The 23,318-nt window shown below is 44.5% G+C and carries 25 protein-coding genes; 23 read left to right on the top strand and 2 right to left on the bottom strand.

Annotation, left to right across the window (positions count from 1 at the left end):
- Positions 1-73: 73 nt before the first annotated feature.
- The 3 genes from JWG44_RS15345 to JWG44_RS15335 all read left to right on the top strand — a co-directional run bounded on the left by JWG44_RS15345 (position 74) and on the right by JWG44_RS15335 (position 2,965).
- Positions 74-712: a ribonuclease D gene (locus JWG44_RS15345; RefSeq protein WP_205275887.1), complete on the top strand. Its 639-nt coding sequence runs from the start codon at positions 74-76 to the stop codon at positions 710-712.
- Positions 709-2,088, top strand: a complete 1,380-nt coding sequence (radA, locus tag JWG44_RS15340; RefSeq protein ID WP_205275886.1) for a DNA repair protein RadA — start codon at positions 709-711, stop codon at positions 2,086-2,088. Before JWG44_RS15345 ends, radA begins: the two co-directional genes overlap by 4 nt.
- Before the next feature lie 145 nt (positions 2,089-2,233).
- Positions 2,234-2,965, top strand: coding sequence for a hypothetical protein (locus JWG44_RS15335; RefSeq protein ID WP_205275885.1), 732 nt, complete (start codon positions 2,234-2,236; stop codon positions 2,963-2,965).
- 29 nt (positions 2,966-2,994) lie between these two features.
- Here JWG44_RS15335 and JWG44_RS15330 read toward each other — a convergent pair whose 3' ends face one another.
- The gene (locus JWG44_RS15330) at positions 2,995-4,608 is read right to left on the bottom strand and encodes a lactonase family protein (RefSeq protein WP_205275884.1); all 1,614 of its coding nucleotides are present in this window, start codon (positions 4,606-4,608) and stop codon (positions 2,995-2,997) included.
- A 519-nt stretch (positions 4,609-5,127) separates the two neighbouring features.
- Here JWG44_RS15330 and JWG44_RS15325 point away from each other — a divergent pair.
- From JWG44_RS15325 to greA, 5 genes are all read left to right on the top strand, one after another.
- Complete coding sequence (locus JWG44_RS15325) at positions 5,128-6,153, top strand: LIC10775 family protein (protein ID WP_205275940.1); 1,026 nt, start codon at positions 5,128-5,130, stop codon at positions 6,151-6,153.
- Positions 6,154-6,157: 4 nt separating this feature from the next.
- A complete protein-coding gene (locus tag JWG44_RS15320) occupies positions 6,158-6,988 on the top strand; it encodes a hypothetical protein (RefSeq protein WP_205275883.1) in 831 nt (276 codons plus the stop codon).
- 284 nt (positions 6,989-7,272) lie between these two features.
- The gene (flaA2, locus tag JWG44_RS15315; protein ID WP_118981654.1) at positions 7,273-7,992 is read left to right on the top strand and encodes a flagellar filament outer layer protein FlaA2; all 720 of its coding nucleotides are present in this window, start codon (positions 7,273-7,275) and stop codon (positions 7,990-7,992) included.
- 22 nt (positions 7,993-8,014) lie between these two features.
- A complete protein-coding gene (flaA1, locus tag JWG44_RS15310; RefSeq protein ID WP_205275882.1) occupies positions 8,015-8,959 on the top strand; it encodes a flagellar filament outer layer protein FlaA1 in 945 nt (314 codons plus the stop codon).
- Positions 8,960-9,170: 211 nt separating this feature from the next.
- Positions 9,171-11,948: a transcription elongation factor GreA gene (gene greA / locus JWG44_RS15305; protein WP_205275881.1), complete on the top strand. Its 2,778-nt coding sequence runs from the start codon at positions 9,171-9,173 to the stop codon at positions 11,946-11,948.
- 93 nt (positions 11,949-12,041) lie between these two features.
- Here greA and JWG44_RS15300 read toward each other — a convergent pair whose 3' ends face one another.
- Entirely contained in the window at positions 12,042-12,293 is a 252-nt protein-coding gene (locus JWG44_RS15300; protein WP_205275880.1) for a hypothetical protein, read from the bottom strand.
- A 193-nt stretch (positions 12,294-12,486) separates the two neighbouring features.
- Between JWG44_RS15300 and JWG44_RS15295 the strand changes: the two genes are divergently transcribed.
- The 15 genes from JWG44_RS15295 (at position 12,487) to JWG44_RS15225 (ending at position 23,317) form a co-directional block, all read left to right on the top strand.
- Positions 12,487-12,843, top strand: a complete 357-nt coding sequence (locus tag JWG44_RS15295) for a helix-turn-helix domain-containing protein (RefSeq protein ID WP_205275879.1) — start codon at positions 12,487-12,489, stop codon at positions 12,841-12,843.
- Positions 12,844-13,280: 437 nt separating this feature from the next.
- A complete protein-coding gene (locus tag JWG44_RS15290) occupies positions 13,281-13,805 on the top strand; it encodes a phage neck terminator protein (RefSeq protein ID WP_205275878.1) in 525 nt (174 codons plus the stop codon).
- Complete coding sequence (locus JWG44_RS15285) at positions 13,802-15,181, top strand: DUF3383 family protein (protein WP_205275877.1); 1,380 nt, start codon at positions 13,802-13,804, stop codon at positions 15,179-15,181. The genes JWG44_RS15290 and JWG44_RS15285 overlap by 4 nt, the downstream gene beginning before the upstream one ends.
- A gap of 11 nt (positions 15,182-15,192) precedes the next feature.
- Positions 15,193-15,603: a phage structural protein gene (locus JWG44_RS15280; protein WP_205275876.1), complete on the top strand. Its 411-nt coding sequence runs from the start codon at positions 15,193-15,195 to the stop codon at positions 15,601-15,603.
- A complete protein-coding gene (locus JWG44_RS15275) occupies positions 15,600-15,989 on the top strand; it encodes an LIC_12613 family protein (protein WP_205275875.1) in 390 nt (129 codons plus the stop codon). Before JWG44_RS15280 ends, JWG44_RS15275 begins: the two co-directional genes overlap by 4 nt.
- Positions 15,990-16,032: 43 nt before the next feature.
- Complete coding sequence (locus JWG44_RS15270; protein ID WP_205275874.1) at positions 16,033-16,251, top strand: hypothetical protein; 219 nt, start codon at positions 16,033-16,035, stop codon at positions 16,249-16,251.
- A gap of 42 nt (positions 16,252-16,293) precedes the next feature.
- Positions 16,294-18,051, top strand: coding sequence for an LIC12611 family phage tail protein (locus JWG44_RS15265; protein ID WP_205275873.1), 1,758 nt, complete (start codon positions 16,294-16,296; stop codon positions 18,049-18,051).
- Positions 18,051-18,689 (top strand): phage baseplate protein, encoded by a 639-nt coding sequence (locus JWG44_RS15260; RefSeq protein WP_205275872.1) that lies wholly within the window; start codon positions 18,051-18,053, stop codon positions 18,687-18,689. The genes JWG44_RS15265 and JWG44_RS15260 overlap by 1 nt, the downstream gene beginning before the upstream one ends.
- On the top strand, positions 18,686-19,024 hold the full coding sequence (locus tag JWG44_RS15255; RefSeq protein WP_205275871.1) for a phage baseplate plug family protein: 339 nt from the start codon (positions 18,686-18,688) through the stop codon (positions 19,022-19,024). Before JWG44_RS15260 ends, JWG44_RS15255 begins: the two co-directional genes overlap by 4 nt.
- The gene (locus JWG44_RS15250; RefSeq protein WP_205275870.1) at positions 19,021-19,839 is read left to right on the top strand and encodes a phage protein; all 819 of its coding nucleotides are present in this window, start codon (positions 19,021-19,023) and stop codon (positions 19,837-19,839) included. Before JWG44_RS15255 ends, JWG44_RS15250 begins: the two co-directional genes overlap by 4 nt.
- Positions 19,836-20,519, top strand: coding sequence for a Gp138 family membrane-puncturing spike protein (locus JWG44_RS15245; RefSeq protein ID WP_205275869.1), 684 nt, complete (start codon positions 19,836-19,838; stop codon positions 20,517-20,519). The genes JWG44_RS15250 and JWG44_RS15245 overlap by 4 nt, the downstream gene beginning before the upstream one ends.
- Positions 20,516-20,860 carry a GPW/gp25 family protein gene (locus JWG44_RS15240; RefSeq protein ID WP_205275868.1) on the top strand — a complete coding sequence of 115 codons (345 nt, stop codon included), beginning with the start codon at positions 20,516-20,518 and terminating at the stop codon, positions 20,858-20,860. The genes JWG44_RS15245 and JWG44_RS15240 overlap by 4 nt, the downstream gene beginning before the upstream one ends.
- Positions 20,860-22,074, top strand: coding sequence for a baseplate J/gp47 family protein (locus JWG44_RS15235; RefSeq protein WP_205275867.1), 1,215 nt, complete (start codon positions 20,860-20,862; stop codon positions 22,072-22,074). The genes JWG44_RS15240 and JWG44_RS15235 overlap by 1 nt, the downstream gene beginning before the upstream one ends.
- Positions 22,071-23,039, top strand: coding sequence for a phage tail protein (locus JWG44_RS15230; protein WP_205275866.1), 969 nt, complete (start codon positions 22,071-22,073; stop codon positions 23,037-23,039). Before JWG44_RS15235 ends, JWG44_RS15230 begins: the two co-directional genes overlap by 4 nt.
- Positions 23,036-23,317, top strand: a complete 282-nt coding sequence (locus JWG44_RS15225) for an LA_1064 family peroxide-responsive upregulated protein (RefSeq protein WP_205275865.1) — start codon at positions 23,036-23,038, stop codon at positions 23,315-23,317. The genes JWG44_RS15230 and JWG44_RS15225 overlap by 4 nt, the downstream gene beginning before the upstream one ends.
- Position 23,318 lies beyond the last annotated feature (1 nt).

Below are 23,318 nucleotides of genomic sequence, written 5' to 3'. Positions count from 1 at the left end.
TTTCTAAAATTCCAGCGGCCTCGTTTTGTATTTTTGGTTCCCGAAACCACGCGGTACGGATTATTATGAAATTATGCCTCCAAAACGTTCAACTATAAAACCGGAGCTTTTTCCCGGGGATCTGACACAAAAAAGATTCGAAGAATATCTGGCCGACGATCGATTGGCCGTCGACTGCGAGATGATGGGACTCAATCCGAGAAGAGACAGACTCTGCGTAGTTCAGATCTGCGATTCTTCGAATAACGTGAGTTTGGTCCAAATTCTTCCGGATCAAAAAGAAGCTCCTCATCTTAAGTCCTTATTCGAAAATCCGGAGATCGTAAAAATTTTTCACTTCGCAAGAATGGATACTCTCTTTCTTCGTTATCGTTTAGGAATCGCGATGCAGAACGTTTTTTGCACAAAGATCGCGAGCAAACTCGCAAGGACTTATACCGACAAACACGGTCTCAAAGATTTGATCCGGGAATTCTACGATGAGAATTTGGATAAGAAGAATCAATCCTCCGACTGGGGTAAAAAAATTCTCACAAAAGACCAAGTCGACTACGCAAGCGGAGACGTGAAGTATCTGATTTCTCTCGAACAAAAACTCACGGAAATTCTCGTAAGAGAAGGAAGAGAATCTTTGGCAAAAGACGCGTTTCGTTGTCTTCCCGTTTTCAACCAGATCGATTGGCTTGAGATGCCCGCGCTTTTCGAACATTGAAAAAGAAACTCACTCGAAACTTTGTCTGTCAGTCCTGCGGTCAAGACTACGCGCGCTGGGCCGGGAAATGCGAGTCCTGCGGAAATTGGAATACGATCGTAGAAGAGGTTGGAGGTGAAAGATTCGCCGCCTCCAACGGAAATTCTCAGAAGAACAAATCGTATAAGGAGCCCATCGCTCTAGACAAGGTGGAAGAAGAATCACTCAAGAGAATGGGAACCGGTTTGAAAGAACTCGATCTCGTTTTGGGCGGAGGTCTCGTTCCCGGTTCTTTGACTTTGATCGGAGGAGAACCCGGAGTAGGGAAGTCCACACTGGTTTTGGAAGTTTCCCGGAATCTCACGAGCGCGAACAAAAAAGTTCTCTATATCTCGGGAGAAGAATCTCCTTCTCAGATTCGGATGCGCGCCGAAAGAATGGGGATTCGTTCGGCGAATCTTTTTCTCACTTCGGAAACCTACGCCGAAAATATTTCGGCGATGATCGAAGGAGAAAGGCCGGCTGTCGTTTTTGTGGATTCGATCCAGACGATCGCGAGAGAGGCGCTTCCCAACCAAGCGGGAACGGTAACTCAACTCAGAGAATGTACACAAGTTTTACTCGAGACCGCAAAAAGATCGGGGATTCCGATTTTGATGACGGGTCATATTACAAAAGAAGGCGCGATCGCGGGTCCGAAAGTTTTAGAACATCTCGTGGATACGGTTCTTTACTTTGAAGGGGATCGTCTCAATTACTATCGTCTGTTGCGCGCGGTGAAGAATCGTTTCGGCGCGGTGGGAGATCTTGCGATCTTTGAAATGTTCTCCGGAGGTCTCCGGGAAGTCGGGGATCGGAATCAGGTTTTTATCAGCACGGGAGCCGAAGAAAGAAGCGGGTCCGTGATCAGCGCGGTTCTTGAAGGAAGTCGGGCTCTGACCGTGGAAGTCCAAGCTCTTGTGAGTAAGTCCGGTTTTTCGCAAGCGAGAAGAATGGCGGAAGGTCCGGATACGCGCCGTTTGATTCTGCTCGCTGCCGTGATTGAAAAGTATCTCAAACTCAAATTAGGAGAATGTGATATATTCAGCAATCTCGCTGGAGGTCTCGACGCCGACGAACCCGCGCTTGATCTCGCGATCTGCACATCCATCATCTCGAGTTATCTCGATCAACCGCTGCCCAAAGGAACTTGCGTTCTCGGAGAAGTTGGTCTTTCCGGAGAAGTCCGGAGTATCGGTCAGGCGAGTTTAAGAATCAAAGAACTTGCGGGTGTTGGGATGAAGAAGGTGATTGTGCCCGAGGGAAACCTGAGCGAGATCGATCAGAGTTTGGAGATTCAGGTCCAAGGGATTCGTTCTTTGAACGATTTGCGTTCTTTGTTTCCAGGAGCGAATTGATCCTTGGGGTTTTTGTTGTTCTCACAAAATAACGTTGGAACTCCAATGAACTGTTGTTCTCACAAAATAACGTTGGAACTCCAATGAACTGTCCTAAAAAACAGGAAACAAAGATATCAAAGTTGTATCAGGGAGCGAAAATCGAATGAAAAAGAGAGTCTGGATTCTAATGATATCGTTACAGATCGGCTGTGCGAGCACCGGTTATGACCGAGGCCCTCTCCCGCAAGTTGATCCGAAAAAAATCGTGATCGATTCCGGGGAGATCAAACACTATCTTTCCCTCAAACCGCAACTTCGTCTTCCGTTTCGAGTCGGCGTTTACTTTTTAGAACCGGAAGGATCGAATTACAGAATCGACGCGAAAAATAAATCCGCGATACTCACGATCGAAGAAAATCTAAAAGCGGAGAAAATCGTCTCGCAGATGTTTCTCATTTCGGCGTCCGTTTACGACTTGGATTCCGAAAGATACGAAAGCGGATTTAAGAATTATTATCAGAACAGAACCAGGACCTTGGATGGAATCAAAAAGATTCGCATTCTCGCATCCCGTTACGGAGCTGACGCGGTCTTGGTCGTAAAATCGACTCCGCGCTACGAACAAAAACCTAATATCCTCAGTTTACTCTACGCGACGATCGTAGGAATTTGGCTCGTTCCCGGTTCTCATGGAGAATCCACATTTACTTTTGAAGGAACGCTCTGGGACGTACGAAACGAATATCTCTATCTCACTACCGAATCCGAGGCGTCTTCGTCTTCTACAAGGCCTTACGGATGGATCGATGAAATGTCGATCGTAGCGGACAGTAAGGAAAAGGCGATCCAGGAATTCTCCGCCGAGCTTGTAAAACGATTTAGGAGTATGAAATAAATTATAATTTTAGAATATTCTAAAATTGATTAGTATATCTCGATCGCGTAACCGCCCGTGGCGCCGACCCCGGTAAAGGAAGGAGTATTCAAACTTATATTACCGCTCGAGTCGACGATTTTATACATGTAGACCGTATTACCGCTCGACTCGGTGGAATAGGCGTATTTTCCGCTGGGATCGACGATAAAGTTCCGCGTAGAAAATCCGGCCATCAGAGGGCCGCCGACCGGAGTCAAAAGACCGTTAAACGGATTTAAGACGCCGATGCTCACGTTAGTCGAGATCGAAGCGCTGTTTGCCACGTAAGCGAAACGCCCGAACGGATCAAAGTGAATACTCCACGGAGTCGTGCTCGTCGCAAATGCACCGGCCAAGGTTAGGGCTCCCGCAGAATCCATACTGAAGATACTTACGCTATTGCCGACGGAATTTACCCAGTAGAGAAACTTACCCGAAGGATCCATGTTGATACCGACCGGATTTAAACCTCCCGGCGTAATGGAAAGGCCGTTCAAAATTCCGAAAGAATCAATCGAGTAACTATTGACATTCCCGCTCGCAAACAAGGTCGCAAACGCATACTTTCCGGTCGGGTCGATCGTAATGTCTCGCGGATCTCCGATCGCTAAAATTTGTGCGACCGTGTTCGGACTCAGGGCTCCCGTATTCGGATCGATTCTATATTCGTAAATTACGTTTGAGGGAGCTGCTGCAGTCGCAAACGCAAAATTTCCTGAGGGATGAATTTTGATGTTTGTTACGTCCGCCGCGCCGATCGCATTGAGATAGGTTAAATTACCGGTGGCGGGATCGATCGAATAATAAAAGATCGAACCCGAAGTTTGATTGGCGCAATAGAGAAATTTTCCCGAAGGATGAATCGCGAGTGAAATTGCACCGGGAGCTGAAGGAATCGTCGGCGGAGTATTGTTGATAAGAACTCCCGTGCTCGGATCGATCGTAAACATCCAGATATCGCCCGTCGTAGCGTTGGTAACGTAGGCCCAATAACCGTTTGTATAAAAGCCGCTTTGGGAAGTAAAGGTATCGACCATATTTTCTCCGGAAGAATTGAGAACATCGGCCGTAATTCGGATCTTATAATTTCTTCCTCCTTTCAAAAGATTTTTCGGCAGAATTTGAATTACAGGATTCTCCGCGACGTTGATGGAAGCGCCTTCGCAGGAATTAAAATCGTCGGCGCTGAGTCGAATCGAACCGGAACAGGTTCCCGAGACGGATTGAATCGTAAGGCTGTTTATATCCATCGGCTCGCTAAATGAAAATTGAATATACCCTCCTCTCGAAACAAAAGAGGAACCCTCCGAAGGAACGAGGTTTGCCACTTTAAGATTCGTACTGACCTTGTTTTTGAAACCGCAGGTCGGGGTTTTATCGTTGAGGGCGGCCTTGATCAAAAAGACAGTATTGAAATCTTTGTGGAAAGGATCGCAGCCGTTTTGAGACGGCAATGGATTACAATTTATCAGGGATAAAAAAAGAAAAACCGAACACAAAAATAAAAAGAAGAATGTTTTGAACGAACCCTTTTTATAAATTCCTTTGTTTGAATTTGTGAGCGACGGTTTCCAAACGGATTTGAGTCTGTCTTTTGAACCTGGAGAATAAACTTTTTCCATATCTCAGACTTGAAATAGAAAAACGAGCTGTCAAGAGGATCGGGCTTTTGAGAAAGATTCAAAAAATCGTAACTTATAAATGGAATATCCAAAGAAAATTAGGAAATTCTAATTTGTTTTTGATTCATCGATCGTTTTGTATAAAGTCGGATTATTTTTCGTAACATTCAGAATCGAAAGCCGGAATTTTATTTCCCCTGATGGGATAAAACTCTTTCGACATTTCGTCTATGACGGAATGGAAGTCCGAACCTTACCTTTTTCGATACGATTCTTATCCAAACAAAACGAAATGAATTCTCCATTTGAATTCGAGGAAGCGGTTTTGTGAAATTCTGGGTTTTATAAGAATTCTTTTAGAATTCCAGGATCGAATTCTAAAATTGGATCGTTCTTTTTCGTGAAAAAACAAGGTTGTGCCCAATCCTGATGAACCGAAGAAAGTTGAATGACTAAAAAGAAAGAGAATGAAACACCATCATCGTGGCTTCGGTTTTAAGACAATTTCTTCTCTTTTTAATCTTCTTGGGAAACCTCCCTATACACGCTCAAACGGATCCTTTGCTTCGCGGCTCCTGGTATGAAGATCAGGAAAATAAAGAGGAAATTCTACACAATCGAGTGATGAAGCTCTTTCGACCGGACCAGCACTTTGTATGGAAGACGGATCTTCACGGACGGAACTACAGATTCTATAAAGACGGAAGGGTGGAATTTCTCATCGATCGCGATTACAAAGAAGTTTTTCCGGACGTTTCGGAAATGGAAGTTCACAGAAGCGAGGCCGTCGCATTGGCACAACACGGGGAGCCGTATTCTGCAATTCGTTTATTAAAAGGGATCGGACTCTGTTATCGGATCCAATTCGGCAAACTTGTTCCCGAAGGATATCGGAACGCGACGGAAGAATTGAGCCGATTGATGAAACACATGGCTCACAAAAAAAAGGACGTCGCCGATCTCACCGACCCTTACGGATGTTCCAGAAAGAATATTCTAAAAATTGAAAGCGCTCCCTTCCGATTTTCTCTGGAGACAACTTCGGATTGGAAACATTATTTTCCGGAACTCGAAACTTCCGAGAGCGGAGAAGAGGAAGACCATATCTGGAAGGTTCGTCGATTTTATAAAACCCTACCCGCCGATCTGAATTTGGGAGAATGGGAAAAAGCCTATCAATCCCAGTCACAAAAATTTCTCGAATTCAAACCGGATCGAATTCTTTTTACGATCGGCCTCTCTTACCATCCGGTCGCCGCGATATACACTTCCAAAAACTACTTTCAACTCTGGGATCTCAAACGTGGAATCAATCCTCGAACTATCAAAGAAACGAATCTTCGAAGAAAAAAAGAGGACGATGCCTACGTAACTCGTTTTAACTGGATTCACCCCGACGGAAGACAAGTCCCCATGGTAATTTTGGAAAAATATTATTTACGCGAGAATCGGGGACTACTGTTTTCGATCTCAGGTCCGGAAAAACAGATTGATCAAGTCAGACAACTCTGGTCACAATTGAATCAAAAGTTAACCGTAGAATGAAGATATGATTTTCGCTTTGGTAAAAACCGGAGACCGAACTCCACCGCCCGGGCCTCCTTCCCAAAATTCTTATTGGAAACTTCTTTTGGTGGGTTTTTGCCTCGTCGACGGAATGGCTCTGCTTTTTATTCCTCTGGGAATTTACGGATCGGTATTGGTCACGGCGGCGTTGCTCCTTTTTCTTTTTCTTCCTCTTCTTTATTTAGTGATTCGTCTGAGTTCCCGCTTTGGAAATTTATTGTATGTCGCATTATTTTTGAGCCTTCTTTCGGCGGGGGTTTCTTCGCTTTATATCAGTCAGAGTATAGGATTTTTTTTGGGAATCCCGATAGGAAAGAACACAAACCTAGTCGACAACGCCGAGTTCGGAAACGATAGAATCCTAGTCTTCAGAGGAGTCAAAATTCTTACCAACTATGTCTCCTCTCGTTCCGCGATCAGCCGGGGCAAAACTTCGCCTAAACCCGCAAAGACGATCTACTTTCACGTCGCGCCTCTTGTTTCTTCCGGTTGGAAAGAGGGGGATCCGATCTATGTTTGGGTTGCTTGTGAAAGGATGGAACTTCCGAACTGTCATTGGGGGAGTTCCGTCTTTTTTTGGGGGGAGAATCTCAAGAATCATTCCTTATATTCTTATTATAAGCTCGCGGTCCAGGAAGCCGGCAAAATCTATAAGTTCCCGATCGGGGACCAGCCGACGATTTTTCGACCCATAGCCGACCCGGAGAAAAAGCTGGTTCGAGCCGGACTTTACGGGCTTTCCGGCCTTTTCTTTCTGAATTATTCCTGGTTTGTCTGCATATTTCTGGGTAAATTCTTCGGGAAAGGAAAATGAAGGGACAAAGAAAAAAATCTTCAATTCCCTAAAAAACTTTTTCGTTTGCTAATTTTGATCCTTTATCTTCCGATATTTATACAGAGACGGGTAGTAGAATCGGACTTTCCCTTTCTTCCACGATAACTTTGAAAGAATTCAAAGAATGGAATATAACGGCGATTCGGATCCTCGTGATACCTCGGCGCTTCGCTTTCTTCCGGATCGTGAAGCGGTTAAAAGAATCGGACCTAAGTCTCTAAACGATTTTTTATTTTTGTATTTTGTAACCAGGAGAAATTCTCATGAGGAAGAAGATCATCTTACTTGCCGGACTGCTCTGCATTCTTGCTGTACCAGGTGTCTACAGCCAGCAGACCGGAAACAATCAGGCTGGTGGAAATCAGCAAACAGGCGCGGCCCCGGACCCTCTTGAGAAACTCATTCTCGAGAATTTCGAAGAGGCCGAAGACTGGAGAGCGAAGTCTACAACTCCTCTTGGAGAAACCAAGGTTCTCAAAATGGTTCAACGCGGTTTGATGAGAGACGTATTCGACGAGAATACGGTTCCCGATAACGGCGGAGATCAGATCGAAAAGAACCATATCTTAGGAATCAAAACCCACTATACCAATCGAGGTTTTGACAGAGTGGAAGTTTTTCCTCCTCACGAATATGTGGTAAAAGGAAAGGCCCGTCAGCTTTCGATTTGGGCTCTGGGAAGAAAGTTCCGTCACACTCTTTTTGCAAAATTGAGAGACTATAGAGGAAATACTCACAACGTTCGTTTGGGAAGATTGGATTATTTCGGTTGGAGAAAACTGACCGCAACGATTCCGGGTTACGTTCCTCAAAGTACAAGATTCGCTCTTCTTGATAAGAATCTTCACTTCGTTTCTTTGTTCGCGGTAAGCGACGTTCACGAAGTGGGCGGACAATTCTACTTTTATGTGGATGATTTGGAAATTCGCGCCGATAAATCAGATGCGAAGTATCCCGGATCTGAAATTAAAGATAACTGGTAATCTTCAAAGAAAGGAAGCAGGCATGGGAAGGTTCATGAACTCGTTCAAAATTACAACGGCTCTCGTGGCGATTCTTGGGGGAATAATTCTTCTGGGATTCGTAAACGGACAAAATATCATCAAAGGCAAACGTGGTATCGATACCGCGACCGGGATCGACGTGAGTGGAATGGAACTTCGTTCCATCACCGTGGAATCCTGGGATAACCCGGCTCCTTCAGCGGCATTCGGTTGGGAAGTTACGACCGATAAGGATACACAACAACCTCAGAACGGACAACAACAGCAGTATCAACCTACCGCACAAAATGCGCAGTCTCTGAGAGAAGTGAAGTTGATCTCGGGAAAACCGGGAGACATCAAGAATGTGGATTCAGGAACCGCGAAGGTTCTTGGTGTAAAATTCCAATTCACATTTCCCGGTGAGAATGCGGTGACCGTTCGTCCTCCGAGAGTTCCCGAATACGAAGTTCTTCGTACAAAAGCCTATCTGGACGCGAACAACCAGAGAAAAATTTCCAAAATCTACGGAGTGGAATTTCCCGGAGTCAGTAAAGCGATTTCGGTTTGGGTTTGCGGAAGAGGAAACGAATACAATCTGGAAGGTTGGATCGAAGACTGGAAAGGAGATACTCACATTCTTCAATTCGGATCTCTGGACTTTATCGGATGGAGACCGCTTACGGTTTCTATTCCCCAAGGAGTTCCACAGGACGTAAATTCTTATCCTCAAGTAAAGACTATCGTTTTTAAACAGTTTAAGATTCGTTCCCGTCCGGATACAAGCGGTGAGACCGTATATCTTTTCTTTGACGAACTCCGTGTTCTTTCGGACGTTTTCGAAGTTCACTTCGACGGAGCTTCCATCGATTTCGACGACGAGGATTGTAAGAGTAAACACAAACTTGACAAGATGCTCAAGACAAAAGTCGACAAAGAATGCGGCGGCGCTAACGCGACTAAGTAAGAATTTCATCGACGGGATGTTCTAAAATCCCGTTTTCCTCTCTCGGTAGGGCCAAAACGAAGGCTTTACCGGGAAATCCCCCTCTCTTTAAATTCTGGTTTACGGATAAGCCAACTCAGCTATAATTGATAAATACAGGGCTGTCAGAGAGGAATTTTACCCCAAACGTCCCAATTTTCATCAAGCCGAGACTCAATCGGTGGAGTATCCTATGTCTAACGAAATATCAGCAACTACGGAATCCAGACCGGCCAGCGATCTGGATAAGCTGACATCTCTTTTCAACGAAGAAATCTATGTTCGCACGGATGCGAATTCAATTCCAGCTTCCAAGTTCAAGATTTTCGACGATCTCATCGAATTTTACAAGTCCGCCGGAAAAATAGACGAAGCAAAACAAAAAATAGAAGAGTATCTTGCCGAACACGAGGACAGTATTTCCGCGCGTTATCTGCTTGGAATTCTTTCCCTGGAAAGGGGGGAAATCAGCGACTCCGGTTTATTAAAAAATCTATTAGAATCCTTTAAAGTTGCGGGTAAATGGGCGATCATCGAGCACATTACCGATCAAATTCTAAAATACGGGGATCAAAGACTCGCTTTGAAATACAAAGCGGAAGCCCTTGAAAAATTAAAGAAGAATAAAGAACTCAAAGTGGTTCTCGAAAAACTTGCGAAACACGATCGTAAGAATCCTGAAATTCTAAAAAAATACGCCCTTTCGATTTTGGACGAGAATAAGGAAAGAGCGATCACTTATCTCAAACAAGCGATCGAAACTTTTGCAAAAACAAAAGACTATCCTCAACTGGAAGAAATCTGGCCGATCATCGTAAGCAATAACCATGAAGACATTCAATTTTTTGAAAGAATCGAAAGAATCATGCTCGGTCACAGAGAAAGAACAAGACTCGTCGGTTATCTCTATCCGATCGTAGAACCTTACAAACAACTCGAAGACTGGGAAAAAGTAATCTATCTATTAAAAAAGATCCTGGAACACGAGGCTTCTTCCAATAAAGCAAGAAACGAACTCATCCGCGCTTACAAAGCGAAGTATGCGAATCATTCTCTCTTGGAAGACTTTCTCAAGATGTCCGAGATCGGGAACAACCGTAAACCGATCAAGGTTTGTATCGCGAACTTCGAAAGAAATATTGTATTCGACACCAACAACTACGTTCTTCATAGAAACTGGGGAGTAGGGAAGATTACTTCGATTTCGCCTAACGGAGATTCTATCTTCGTCGACTTCAAAGATAAGAAGGACCATAAACTCTCCATTCAGATGGCGATCACGAGTTTAAAACCTCTGAAAAAAGATCATATCTGGGTGAAGTTCTACGAAAACAAAGAAGACATCGTGGATCTTTTCAAAAACAATATCCCCGACTTTTTCAAAGAACTCTTAACTTCATTCGATAACAGAATGGTGACGGCGGATATCAAATCGGAAGTCTCCGGAAAATTCCTACCCTTAGCGGAATGGTCTAAGTGGTGGAACAAAGCCAAGAACGTAATCAAAAAGGAACCGAACATCGGTTTTGATCCTAAGAAAAAAGACGAACTCGTCTACAGAGAAAAAGCGATTTCTCTTTCCGAAGAACTCTCCGAAAAATTCACTCACCAAGCCGACGTAAACAAAAAGCTCGACATCGCTATGGAAGCGCTGGACAACCGCGAGGACGCGGAAGGCGCGATCGAAGCGTTCAATCACTTTTATTTTGAGGAAGAAGAAGCCGCGGACCCTGTTCGTAAATTGGTTGCTTACTTGTATCTGGAGTCAGCTTCCGAAGAACTCGGAGACGAAGAAATTCCTCGTCATTTAACCGAAGCAAAAATCGCTGAACTTATCAAGTCGCTTCCTACCGCGTCGCTTGTTGAAATTTCCACAAAGATCGGAAACGTCGAGATTAAAAAAGGGTATGTAAACCTCCTTCGCAAACACGCAAAAAATCCGGATGAGATTCTCACAGGAATTCTTTTTGAAGTTCCGATCAAGGTAAACAAATACGTTTTCTCCATCTTGGAAGAAGAAGGAAAATTCGATCTTCTCAATGCGTTTATCAAATCGGCGGCGGCGAGAGCGAAAGAAGTTCCCGAAGTTTTTATCTGGGTAGCAAAGTCCATTCTTACCAAAGTTTGGGAAGGAGAATGGCTGGCGGCCGCAAAACAGGAAGAACGCCTGGAACTCATTCTCAGGGTTTTCCGTATGTTCAAACCTCTTGCGAAGATCGAAGATAAGGGAACCAAACTCAAAAATGCGTGTAAGGAAATCCTGCACGGAAACGACGACGAGGTTCTTAAAGAGGCGATCCACGCGGGAGATTCCGAATACATCCGTAAACTTTTCGCTCTTTACAAAGAGGTTCCGTATTTTACGGATCTCGAAAAGGATCGTCTCTACGCCCTTATCATCGAGTTGAAACCCGACGTCGCTTGGGAAGAAGACGAGGATGAAGACGAAGAAGAGGACGATATTCTCAACCGAATTCCCGAAGGTGCGATTTTGGTTACAAGACGCGCGCTCAATCGTAAAAAAGACGAATTCGAACACTTACTCAACGTGGAAATGCCTGAAAACTCCAAAGATATCGGAGAGGCTCAGGAAAGAGGGGACTTGCGGGAAAACGCCGAATACAAAGCGGCGATGGAAAAACAAGTTCAGTTGCAAGCCGCTATCAAAAGATTGGAAGCCGAGATCAAAAGTGCGATCATCCTGGATCTTACCAACGTCAAAACGGATAAGATCAATATCGGCGCTACCGTAAAGTTGAAAAACGAATCGACGGGAGAGGTCGTGACTTACTCCATTCTCGGCGCTTGGGACGCTGATACTGAAAAACATATCATCAGTTATCAGTCTCCGTTGGCAAAATCGCTTCTCAATAAAAAGGTCGGAGATTCCGCGATTCTGAACCTTACGGGCGCAGAAACGAAATTTTCAGTTCTTGAGATCGGAAGATCGAACCTCAATCAAGAAGAATAAAAGAAATATTCTGATTTTTGAATATAAGTCCCGGGTTGCGCTTTTTGCAATTCGGGACTTTTTTTGTCCTGTCCTCCATGTTGTTTCCCGACTTTAGGCCGACTTGGATCCGTATTCATTCTTTTCTTTTTCCCGACTTGAATTCAGAATTTCGTTCGGAAGCAGATGTCTCTGAATATAAAGAGACAATTCTTCGGCATTGAGTTTTTGGATCAACGGTTCCGGGATTTTTTCCCAACACCGATCAAAAACCGTAATCGGATTTATACCCTTTTCTTTGAGACTTCCCACTTGATCACAGAGAAATCGAATTCGGATTCGATTCCGTTTTGTAGTGTTGGCCATTGTTTGATTCTCCTAATACGATCTCTTTTTTCGTATTCGATATTATCCGACACCTCGGACAAAAACGGAAGCGGCGATTACTTTTTTCAAACTTGGTCCCTTTTGCAGTTTTGGATTTTTCGCAAGAATTCTTTCAAAACTTTGAATATACATTCCTTCTTGACAAAATGGAATTCATTCTTTCCTTAGGCTCATGCTTCAGAAGAGGAACAACAAAGATCAAAACATTCTTCCGGAAACGAAAACGATTACCGGATATACTCAGGAAGGGTCCCTTTACAAAACTTCCTTGAGCCGAGATTTACAATCGACGAGAATTTTCAAAGGTCTTCCCGCCGACCCGGCGGTTCCTAAGGATCCAAGGGATACGATGACTCCTAAGGAAGTCGCGGCTCTTTTAAAAAGGACCATCCGAAGGGTCGGAGATTACAGAAGGGAAGGTTTACTCGGTAAGTTTTGGAGGCTCCGCGACGGCAGCATTTTGTATTCCAGAGCGGGTGTGGAAGAATTTTTTAGGAATCATTTTGTGGAACTCGAGGAGGATATGTAGAAGAGCTCTTTTTGTGTTCTTTCTATGAACTGCGGATTTAGGTTTTGACGCCTGTTTTGTATGCTTTTTATCTTTTTCTAAAAAGGAGAAAAGTTTTTGATCGAAGAATGAAATCTAAAATTCATTCTGAAGAATATTCTAAAGTTTTTATATTCTATAATTCGTATGCCATAAATTTTCGGATAAAAATCTCACACACTCGAAACGTTTCTTCTTTTTGGTCCCATTCCCGTTCTTACTTCTCGGATCCTCTTCAATTTTTATAAACACGCCTCCGATTCTTTTTCGCCGATCTCATTTGGGACCGATAGGAAATTCAGTCCTTTTGTGTTCGTTCCCGACGTAGATATCCTTCCGCATCCGTTGTAAACTCACCGCAGTGAATGGGATGGAACCGGTTTGGTTCTTCCGCCTTTGTAAGGGAGTATTCGTATTTTATGAAATTTGAAGATATAGAATCCGTAATAAACAAGATGATCTTGGAAATTTTAAAACCTGATCCTCCGATTCCTATGATTTTGGCGGACCAGATCGTGACTTCTCCCGTTTACCCGTATGGCACCTATAAAGTCCTCGAAATGACTCAGGATTCTTCTAAGAACGCATCCAAATGGATCCAAAAAATCGATTCGGAGAGTTTTAAAGAGATCAGCCGTAAAAATCAGAGAACCCGAATCGACGTTTCCTTTCTACACGACAGTTCCATCTCTACTTGCTGGGATTTTTGCGAAAAGGCGATGGATTGGTTTGATTCTTTGGAAGGATTGATCGAATGCGAAAATTTCGGAGTAACACCGGACGTGATTTCGGTTAACGTTCTTGATAAAACCGTTTTGACGGATGCGGGCGTTTACGAATACAAAGCCGGGTTCGAGATCCTTTTCAAATCGAGGAAATACGGTGAAAAACAAGGCGAATCGACCGCGAGCGCACCAACGGTTGAATTTCAGGAGGAAGCATGAGCGCACAAACAATCTCAAAAATAGAACCGATCAGTATCAATCTATTTCTTAGAAATACACCGGTCTCTCAAATGGGTTTTGGATTACCTTTGATTCTCGGAATCAAAGCTCCGACCTATTTTCTACAAGTTTCGAACAATTCTGCGGGGCTCATTTGGAAATCGGCAACTCCTGGGGTTGTTTTTATTCAAGTGAAATACGTAGTTTCGGGAAACAGTACCGCCCTCAGCGTCGTTCGCAGTGGTACCGGCACTGAAATCGATCCTTACGTGATTACGGTTAACGTGGCCACCGATGCCTCGGGTCTTGCGACTTCTACGGCGCATCAGATCAAACTTGCCGCGGAAGCGGTCGCTAACGTTGCCGGAGCGAGTAAGATCGTGGATATTTCCGAAGTTTTAGATTCGGGTTCGGGAATTGTTTCTTCATTCGTTCAATCACCTTTGGTTTATGAACGTTATATGGAGATCACTTCGGCGGACGATCTTTTGGAGCTCGGTTTTAATTCTTCGGACAAGGAATATCTTCAAGCCGCCAACGCTTTTAGACAAACGCCTAGACCAAAGACCATCGCAGTTTTCCTGTTAACTTCTTGGTCAAACGCCCCCGTCGAAATTTCGGAACTCAGAAACGGAGGAAAGGACGCTTGGTTTAAAACCACGGCGACCACCCACGACAAATCCGAATTGCACGCGTTAGGCGATTATCTCGCATCCGCTGAAAAAATGTTCTTTGCTTGCACGGACGACACGACCGTTCTAACCGGAAGGAATTCGATCTGGGAATACTATATGCTTCATAAGAATCCCGATTCTTTTCCCGAAGCCGCTTGGGTCGGGAACTCGGCGCCCCGCAGAGTCGGTTCTTACAACTACGCCTATCTTCCGTTAGACGGAGTTTCTAACTCAGGTTATAACAACTCACAAGTCAATTCCATCTTTTCGGATAACGGCAACTTGATCGTGGACTTTGGCGGTAAACAGGTTCCTTATCCGGGAATTTCCACCGGACAAGTTTATGCGGACGTCGTAGAAAATCGTGCCTGGTTAAAAGCCCGTCTGAGGGAGAATATCACCGGTCTTTTTCTGAATTCCGACGTCGTGCCTTATACGATCCAAGGAATTCAGATGATCGAGTCCAGGATGCGCGAAGTTTTCGTTCAAGCGGGAGTTCAGGGTATCATCGCTCCGGTTGAAACCGAAACGGATAAGAGCAGATCCGATCTTGGCGACTATCAATACAAAATCAACTTGCCTGAAACGATCGACGAGATCCCGACAAACGATCGAAACAATCGGATCCTTCCCAACATCACCTTCTCGTGTCGTTTGAGAGGGGCGATCAACGAAGTGGATATCGACGGCGAACTAACCTAAGGAGCAATGGAATGAACGGCATTTGGGATCCAAAAAAATTAAACGTTAACTGCAACGGGCGCGACGTGTCCGGGATGAGTCAGGCGGACGGGTTCTTTAAAATCGAACCCGTAACGAAGGAATACATCCTGTCTCAAGTTGGCATCAAAGGAGAATGGAATATCTCCGAAGTATATGACGGAAGAGTAAAACTTACGATCACACTTTTGGGAGATTCTCCGGAGAATGAATTCTTTTACGCAATGGGAGAGGGAAGACTTCCTTGTGTGTTCACCGTAAAGGATAAGAGCGACGGTGGAATGCTCGGTTTCTCCGCTCAGGGTAGAATTTGGGAAAGACCGAACATCGAAAAAGGGAAAGAATACAAGGACCGCGCTTGGGTCTTTCTTCTTCCCGATTACAAAGGAGTTCTTACGGCATGACAAACGAAAACACAACAATCGAATTCTCCAATAAAGAGCGTGAATCGATTAAACATTTAACGGTAGAATCTGATCCCTTTTCGTCTCCGAGCGAGCCGATCTTGGAAACCATAGACGACGATGCGAAGGTTGCACAGATTCATTTCGTGGACGGAAGAAGATACAAACTCCAACATCCGGGCAATCGTAAGGCCCTTCGTTGGAGACAGGAGTCGATTTCACTGACGGAAGGACTCAACCAAGACAAACTTCTGGATAAGTTCTTTAAGTTTTGTGTGAAAGGAGTCGGCCATAGTTTTGAACCAACGTTAGACGCAATTGAGCCGAATCACGTGGAGGTGTGGCTTCAGATAGCGAATCGATTTCTTAAGTGGGAGTTGGAATAACCGATTCCCCGATTTCGGCGAAATACCTTCCGAAGAGGAATGGATGAAGTGGATCGATGAAGAAGTTGAAAAGGAACTTTTTCTTTGGAAACCCTTCATCCTCGGTGCGGCGCATTTTTCTCAGAGAGAACTCGAAAATGCGTCCACCGTTCTCTACATGAAGATGATGGAAGTTGTCGATCGAAGAAAAAAAAGGGAAGCCGAGGAAAGGGCGGAAGAACTGAAGTTTTTAGCGAAACTGATTCGGAGTTCGGGGTTTTGAAAGTTTAATTAGAATAAGGTAAGGTTTGGAAATAGAGAGACTATGGCATCAAAAGAATTGAACACAACGATCAAATTGGATCTAAATCCTGCCGATCCTTTTTCGGAAGTTCGAAAAGAGTTGGAGGAACTTCAGTTTCAGCTCGAAAACTTTTCGGACTTTACTTTCATTTTCTCCAAATCCGGGATGAAGGCGTTTCAGAATTTCGGAGGCGCGTTTCAAGAAACGTTTAAGGATGCGCCTGCTTTGACTCGATTCTCAAGTAAAATCGGTTTAACCGAAGGCGCCATCCGGAGTTTGTATTCTAAAACAAGAGGGAATGCCGAACTGGAAAAAGGTTTTTCCAACCTTGCAAAAACTTCGGGACTATCCGAAAAGGAAGTCTCTAAATTAAATTTTCAACTCGGAGTTTCAAATCGAGTCTCTAACTTTCTTTCCGGCGCCTTAAAAAATTTAGCCTCGATCGGGGTGGCTGCGTTCAACGCGATTATCGTTCCGGCATTCGAGGCAGGCGTCGAACTGGAAAAACAGGATACGACGCTGAAAAATATTTCCGGTTCCGAATATCCAAAACTCAAATCCGCCATCGACGCAACTCTGAAAAGTTCGAAGGGACTTGTGAGCGAGGGCGATCTTTTGAAGTTCGCAAACGACGCGGTCAAATCGGGGGAATCCATCGGTTTTATTTCCGAGAATATGGCGGGACTTCAACAGGTTGCGGCCGTTACTTCAAACGACATGTCCACTACGATGAACCAGGCGATGTCGGCCATTAAAGACGGTTCATCGGATTTTTTTACCCATAACGGGAAGTTATTCGAAGCCTATGCAAAGGATTTCGAAAAGATCAATCAATCCGGAATGTCCGAAGCCTCCAAACGGATTGAGCGGGAAAAACTCATCGGGGAAGCTCTTCAAAACAACACCGCCTTACAAGGCGCATACGATTCGCATCTACATACTTTTTCGGCGACTCTGGATCGAGTAAATAAACTCGTAACGATCCTAAAGGAAAGTTTCGGAAAACTTATCTTAAGCGCTTTGGAGCCGTTTTTAAACATATTCATTAGTATATTCGATTATTTTACCGTAGGTGAAAACGCAATGGATCGGGTAAAAGTTGCGATGGTCGTTCTCGGAAGCGTTATGGTGGGAGCGTTAGTCGCTATCGCATTGGCTTCCGGTGTTACTCTTTCATCTCTTCTTTCTATGGCGGTCTCCGCGATTCCCGCCTTGTTTTCCATGGCGGCGGCCGGTTGGGCGGCGATTTCACCCTGGCTTCCGTTTATCGCGATCGGAATCGCAGTTGCAGCGGTCATCGCCGGCATCATTCTTCTGGTTCAAGATCTTCTTACTTGGATGGAAGGAGGGAGTTCGATTATCGGAAAATTCTTGGGTGAATCCAAAGAAGCAGCCTCGGCGGGAGCGGATGTCAAACAAGCCAAGGTCGGGAACGCCGCGGCGGTCGGAGGAAAAACCGGAGCGGACACGCTTGCGAATCTAAAAGGGGATCAAAAATCCTTTCTTACGGCGATGTCTCCCGGTTCCTCTTTTGACGTTGGGAGTTTAAAAAATTCTAATATATCTCCTAATCCTTTGTCCGGTTCCGCATCGTTCCCGAATCAATCCGGATCAAGTTCTCGAAACGGAAGTATCGTTGTGAATATCGCGGAAGTAATTTTAGGTTCCGGCTCTTCCAAAGAAGAAGCTCGATCCTTTGCAAAATATTTGGAAAAGGAATTGGATAAGGTCGCTATAAAAATCGGACTCGGATCCGGTATGTCTCCGGAGGCAATCTAATGGGAATTTTAACGGGAAGGGATAGGATAGCGCTTACCGACGGGGACGACGAAGTCGAGTTGAACGTTTCACTCGACGTTCAATACAAATATCCCGCCGAAGTGACCCAGCATACGGTTGAAAAAAAAGTCGGAATGACCTCGATAACGGATCACGTAATTCCGGGACAAAGGGGGATCGAATTGAGCGCTCTTTTATCCTCTTCGGTTTCGACGCTCTCTCTAACGAATACGACGGTGGATAAAAAATTGGAAACTCTCATTCGTTGGCAATCCGATGGAACGTTAGTCACTCTTTTGGGTTACGGGACCGGCGGGATCATAGGCCGCATTCTTTCGATGCTTCCTTCTTTTTTTCGATTTGTGGAACCCAGCGACCCTGATAACCGATATCTTGGGAAGTCTACGGACGAAATTCCGAATCTTCTTCTCGGAGATGTGTCGATTCAAGAGACAAAAGAGAACGGAGACGACGTTTTAGCGAACGTTTCCCTATTTCCTGTGATGATAGCCGAGGCGAAAACCAGAGAGCTGAAAAGTGCAAAGTCCGCCGGTAAAAAAAATCCGCAAAAACAAACAAAAGCCGGGAGTCCACCTCCCGCAAAATCAACGAGTTGGTTGGGGTCCATGTTTCAATGAATGAGTATAATTTCTTACCGGTAGATCCGAATACATTCCCGATCCGTTATACGTATCCGATCGGAGACAACGAATACGAGTTTGAGTTCGATAGGAACGAACTCGAAGGTTTTATCACCGTCGTCGTCCGAGATCAAGAGGATCGAAATCTTTTTTCCTCTCGTTTGGTTTACGGGGTTCCCTTAAATCACGTCGTCGTGGACGGTTTTCCGGTCACCATTCGAATCACACCGTTCGATTTGGACGACTACTATAGGGACGAATTTACCGATGTTCCGGTTAACGTCCGGACTTTCGGTAACGGTGTAAAACTTTATATTGGAGGAGTAGCGTGATCGGTAACTCTAAACTATTCGGACGAGTCGCTTCCTTGGAAATTCTTCCAAAAGTCGGTTTGGCGAAAGAATTCAAATATCCGCCTTTTCACATCGAGTTTGAAACCGAATTGGATAAATTAAATCTTACTCAGGTTACGTTATACAACGTGAATGAAGACAGCATGCAACTGATCGGGGCAAGATCTAAAGGGAAAGGATTTCAATATCCTACTGCGTTGTTAAGCGCCGGCTACAAGGATGAAAACGGTCTCGTCGTTTCCGGGGAAGTCATAGATCCAAAGTTTAAACAGGATGGAACCGATAAAAAGCTCGAGTTTCAGATCAGCGGAAACGTAGGTTCCTGGTCCGGGTTTTATATAATGAAGACTTATTCCAATCTACCCGCTCAGACAGTAATATTAGATATATTGAAACAAGGAAATATTAAGCCCGGCAAGATCTCTCTTGGAGAAAATAAGACGATTAACTTTAGCGCTAATACTTCGCTTGGAGATTGTATTTCAAGATTCTGTAATTTAACAAAATCTCAATATTGGTTCCAGGACGGTTTCCTTCATATGGATAAACTCGATCCTTCGAAAAAGAAGAGCGGCATTTTTCTGGATTATTCTTCTGGATTGATAGGAGTTCCGGAAAAAGGCCAGAAGACTTGGAAGGTTACGAGTCTCTTTCGGCATAAGTTTAAAAAGAATCTTGTCATTAGTGTAAAGGGAGGAGGTCTCGATTCGGATTGTAGAATCGTTGGAGGCAAACATAAATTTTCGACCCGTGATTCTTCCTGTTACTCGGAATTGGAGGTGCAGCCGATATGAAACTGGATGAAGCGGTTTTAGGAGCGATTCAAAATAACTTATCCAAGGTTCAGGTAGGTCTTCCAGGAGTGGTCGAATCTTTTAATCCGAATAACATGACGGCTAACGTTAGACTTCCTTTTAAAAAGAAAGACGGTTCGGGCGAAGAACGAGCGTTTCCGGTATTGTCCGGAATTCGTGTAGGAACGCTTTGGGCCGGAGATTTTTTTATTAAACCCGAATACAAACGCGGAGATAAGGTTTGGGTTTCTTTCTCCACACACGATGTTTCCGACGCGATTCGAGGCGTCGAGTCGCTTGTATCCGATTCACTTTTTGATCTTCAGAGCGCCTGTGTAGTGAGCGGATTCAAAGGAGATCAAGAAACGCCGGCAACGACCGCAAATCTATCCGGTCTTCTTATCGGACACAAGGAGGGAAAATCTCTGATTCAACTCGATGGAGATACGATTAAAATTCAAGGAGGTCTGATTGATCTTTCCGAATATGCAGTGTTAGGCGAGTCCTTGGTTGATTTTATCAAATCGTTTATTGACGTTTTTATCAATAATTCTTCCGCCTTTACAACGAATACCGCGCCGGGAGTTCCGGCCGGCCTCGCTCCGTCCGTTGTTTCTCAGTTGAATCTAAGGAAAACGGAGGTCGAACAAATCTTATCAGGCAAGGTAAAAATAGGATGAAGGGACTAAAGGTTGAAAACGGGGACGTAGTTCGGATGAACGGGAAACCGGTCGTGATTGAGGGTTTGGAATACTATTCTCAAAGAATCAAACATTCGATTCGGCTTTCCCTTTCCGAATCCGTATACGAACCGTTAGCCGGAATTGATTGGCAAACGGTCTTTTCCTCGAAGATTCCTAACGAAAGAATTTTGGTCGAAATCAAAAAAATCATCCAAAAGGATCCGGAGACGATTTCGGTCAACAGTATCGAATTGGTGGAAAACGATACCAACAAAAGAACTATAAATATTCGATTTATTGCAACTACTATCTACGGAATTGTTACGGAGGAATTATAATGTCAGGCGTTACTGAGCAGGGATTTATTAGAAAAACCAGGGACGAGATCCTATCCGAACTGGAAGAAAATTATAAGACGCGGTTAGGAAACGATATCGATCTTTCGATCGTGAGCGAGGACGGAATCCGAATGAGAATTCTCGCCGACGAACTCGATAAGATTCATCAACTCGCTGAGGCGGTTTTTTATTCCAACTTCGCGCATACTGCAACCGGGGTTTCCCTGGATCGAGTTTTGAATCCGCTCGGTTCGGAGCGCCAACCCGCAAAACGTTCTATCGTCGCACTGCAGTTTTCAGGACTGGATGGCGCGTTGATTCCGATCGGAGTGATTTGTCAGACCGGGTCAGGTATTCTTTTTATCACGATTGAATCCGGTGCGATTTCGGGTGGAACGAGTCTTGTCAATGCACAGGCTGTAGAAATCGAATATGGCGTGGCGGGAAATGTATTGGCTAACACAATCGATTCGATCAATACTCCGATCAGCGGAGTGGATTCCGTAACCAATCCGGAACCGGCCCGAGGCGGTCGGTCGATCGAAACGGATTACGAATTTCTAAATCGTTTTATCCAAGAAGGGGTAAACGGAGGTTCTTCCGCAGCGAATGTTCAAGGCGCGCTTAATAACTTGGAATCCATTTTGAATGCGGTTGTTTATGAGAATGCTTCCGATTTTGTCGATGAGGACGGAAGACCTCCTCATTCAATGGAAGCAGTGATCGAAGGAGGTAGCCCCGAGGAAATCGGAGATGTCTTTTTGAAAAACTGGCCGGGAGGTATCGAGGCGTTTGGCTCCGAGATGGCGACCCTATTGGACAATAAAGGCGTTCCAAGAACTTATTACTTCAACCGTCCGGAAGATGTTTTCATTTTTGTAACGTTGGATATCGTAAAAGATTTAGCGCTTTGGGTTCCGGGGGCGGAGACAATCGTAAAAACGAATTGTATCAAAGTTATCGGAGGATTGGATACGATCGGTCCGATTTCAACCGCATTCAAAGGGGATGGAACGGGAGCCGACGTATTCGCATGGAAGCTGATCGCGGCCCAGAGCGGTTTGAATGAATACGATTCAGTGAAAGTTCTCGGAATCAAATCGATGAACGCAAAGGTAGGTTTTTCTTCTTCGGGTTTGTTGGATACACTGGTAATCAATAGCAGACAACGTGCCAAGTTGATTACGGCTAATATTCAGGTAAACTTTATATGACACATCTGGAAGACGTCTTAAAGAAATATCCTTCTTCTCTTTTTAATCAGGACTCTGATTCGAACTTGGGTAAAAAGTGGCGAACGGAATTGGACCAGCTCGACGAAATCTATTCCGTCTTAGATTCGATTCGAGGTATCGCAGATTACAGAAATCGGAGCGGAGCCGTTTTGGATCTGATCGGTAAGAATCTAAAACAATCCCGAAACGGGACCGATGATTTTAGATACCGTGTTTTTCTTTCGATTGCAAGACAAAAAAGAAAATCGAAAGGTGATATCTTTTCGATGAACGAAATCGGATCTCAAATCCTTGCCGGCACGGGAACGTTATACGAAATCCAAGAGCTTTGTTACGGAGGAGTTCCGATGCTTTTGGACGGGACTCTTATGCTGAACGGAGATTATCCGTTGTCAGGTAATACAAAAAGACCGGCTACGATTCGAGTAATTTTTAAAGGCGACGTCGACACGCTGATCGTAGCGCCGGAGTTCAATTTGGCGATTTCTCAGATCCGCGCGGGAGGAGTCCGTTCGATCATCAGTTATCGATTTGAGACCTCTACGTTAGACGGTCGTTTGTACGGTTCAGCACTACGGAATGTCGACATGGATGGAACATGGAATTGGAACGGATCCACGCTTCTTTCCGGGGATAAAGTCAAAATTCTTCCTTACGAGATTGCCTTTGGTGCGACCAATCTGGAAGAACCGAGGGCCCCTCAACCGGGGGATACGGCCTTACAGAACGAAGTATTTCGCAAGTTAGTCGAAATCCAAAACAATCCGGACGGATCGAGAATTTTCAAATCCACGATTAAACAAGCCGAGCTGGTCGGTTACGATATCGATGAAATCGGATTGTTTGACGAGGAAGGAAATCTTTTGTTTCTCAAAACGTTTCCAGCAAAATCTAAGGACAATTTGATTCTTTATGAATTCATAATCCGCGAGGAATTTCTATGATTTGGATCTTAGTCAGGGAAACAAACATCGAAATCGCGGGAAAGGAAACGATCAGAATCGAATTGTTACCGATCGCCGCTTTTCGATCGGAGGAAGGATTGTTTAGTTATTGCGAGAACAAAGGTTGGAGGCGCTCGAGATCTGGTCCGGAAACGGAATTTGTCCGAGATATGGATACGAAGCAGATCAAAAAACGGTTACAGTCCTATTTTTCGATCGAACAACCCGCGAAAGTATATGAAAGATTCATTATATTTAAACAGGACTTAATGGGGTAGA

The sequence above is a fragment of the Leptospira ainazelensis genome, from assembly GCF_016918785.1.
Classification (GTDB): Bacteria; Spirochaetota; Leptospiria; order Leptospirales; family Leptospiraceae; genus Leptospira; species Leptospira ainazelensis.
Note: the sequence above shows the minus strand (reverse complement) of the source record. Positions and strands in the feature narration are given on the sequence as shown.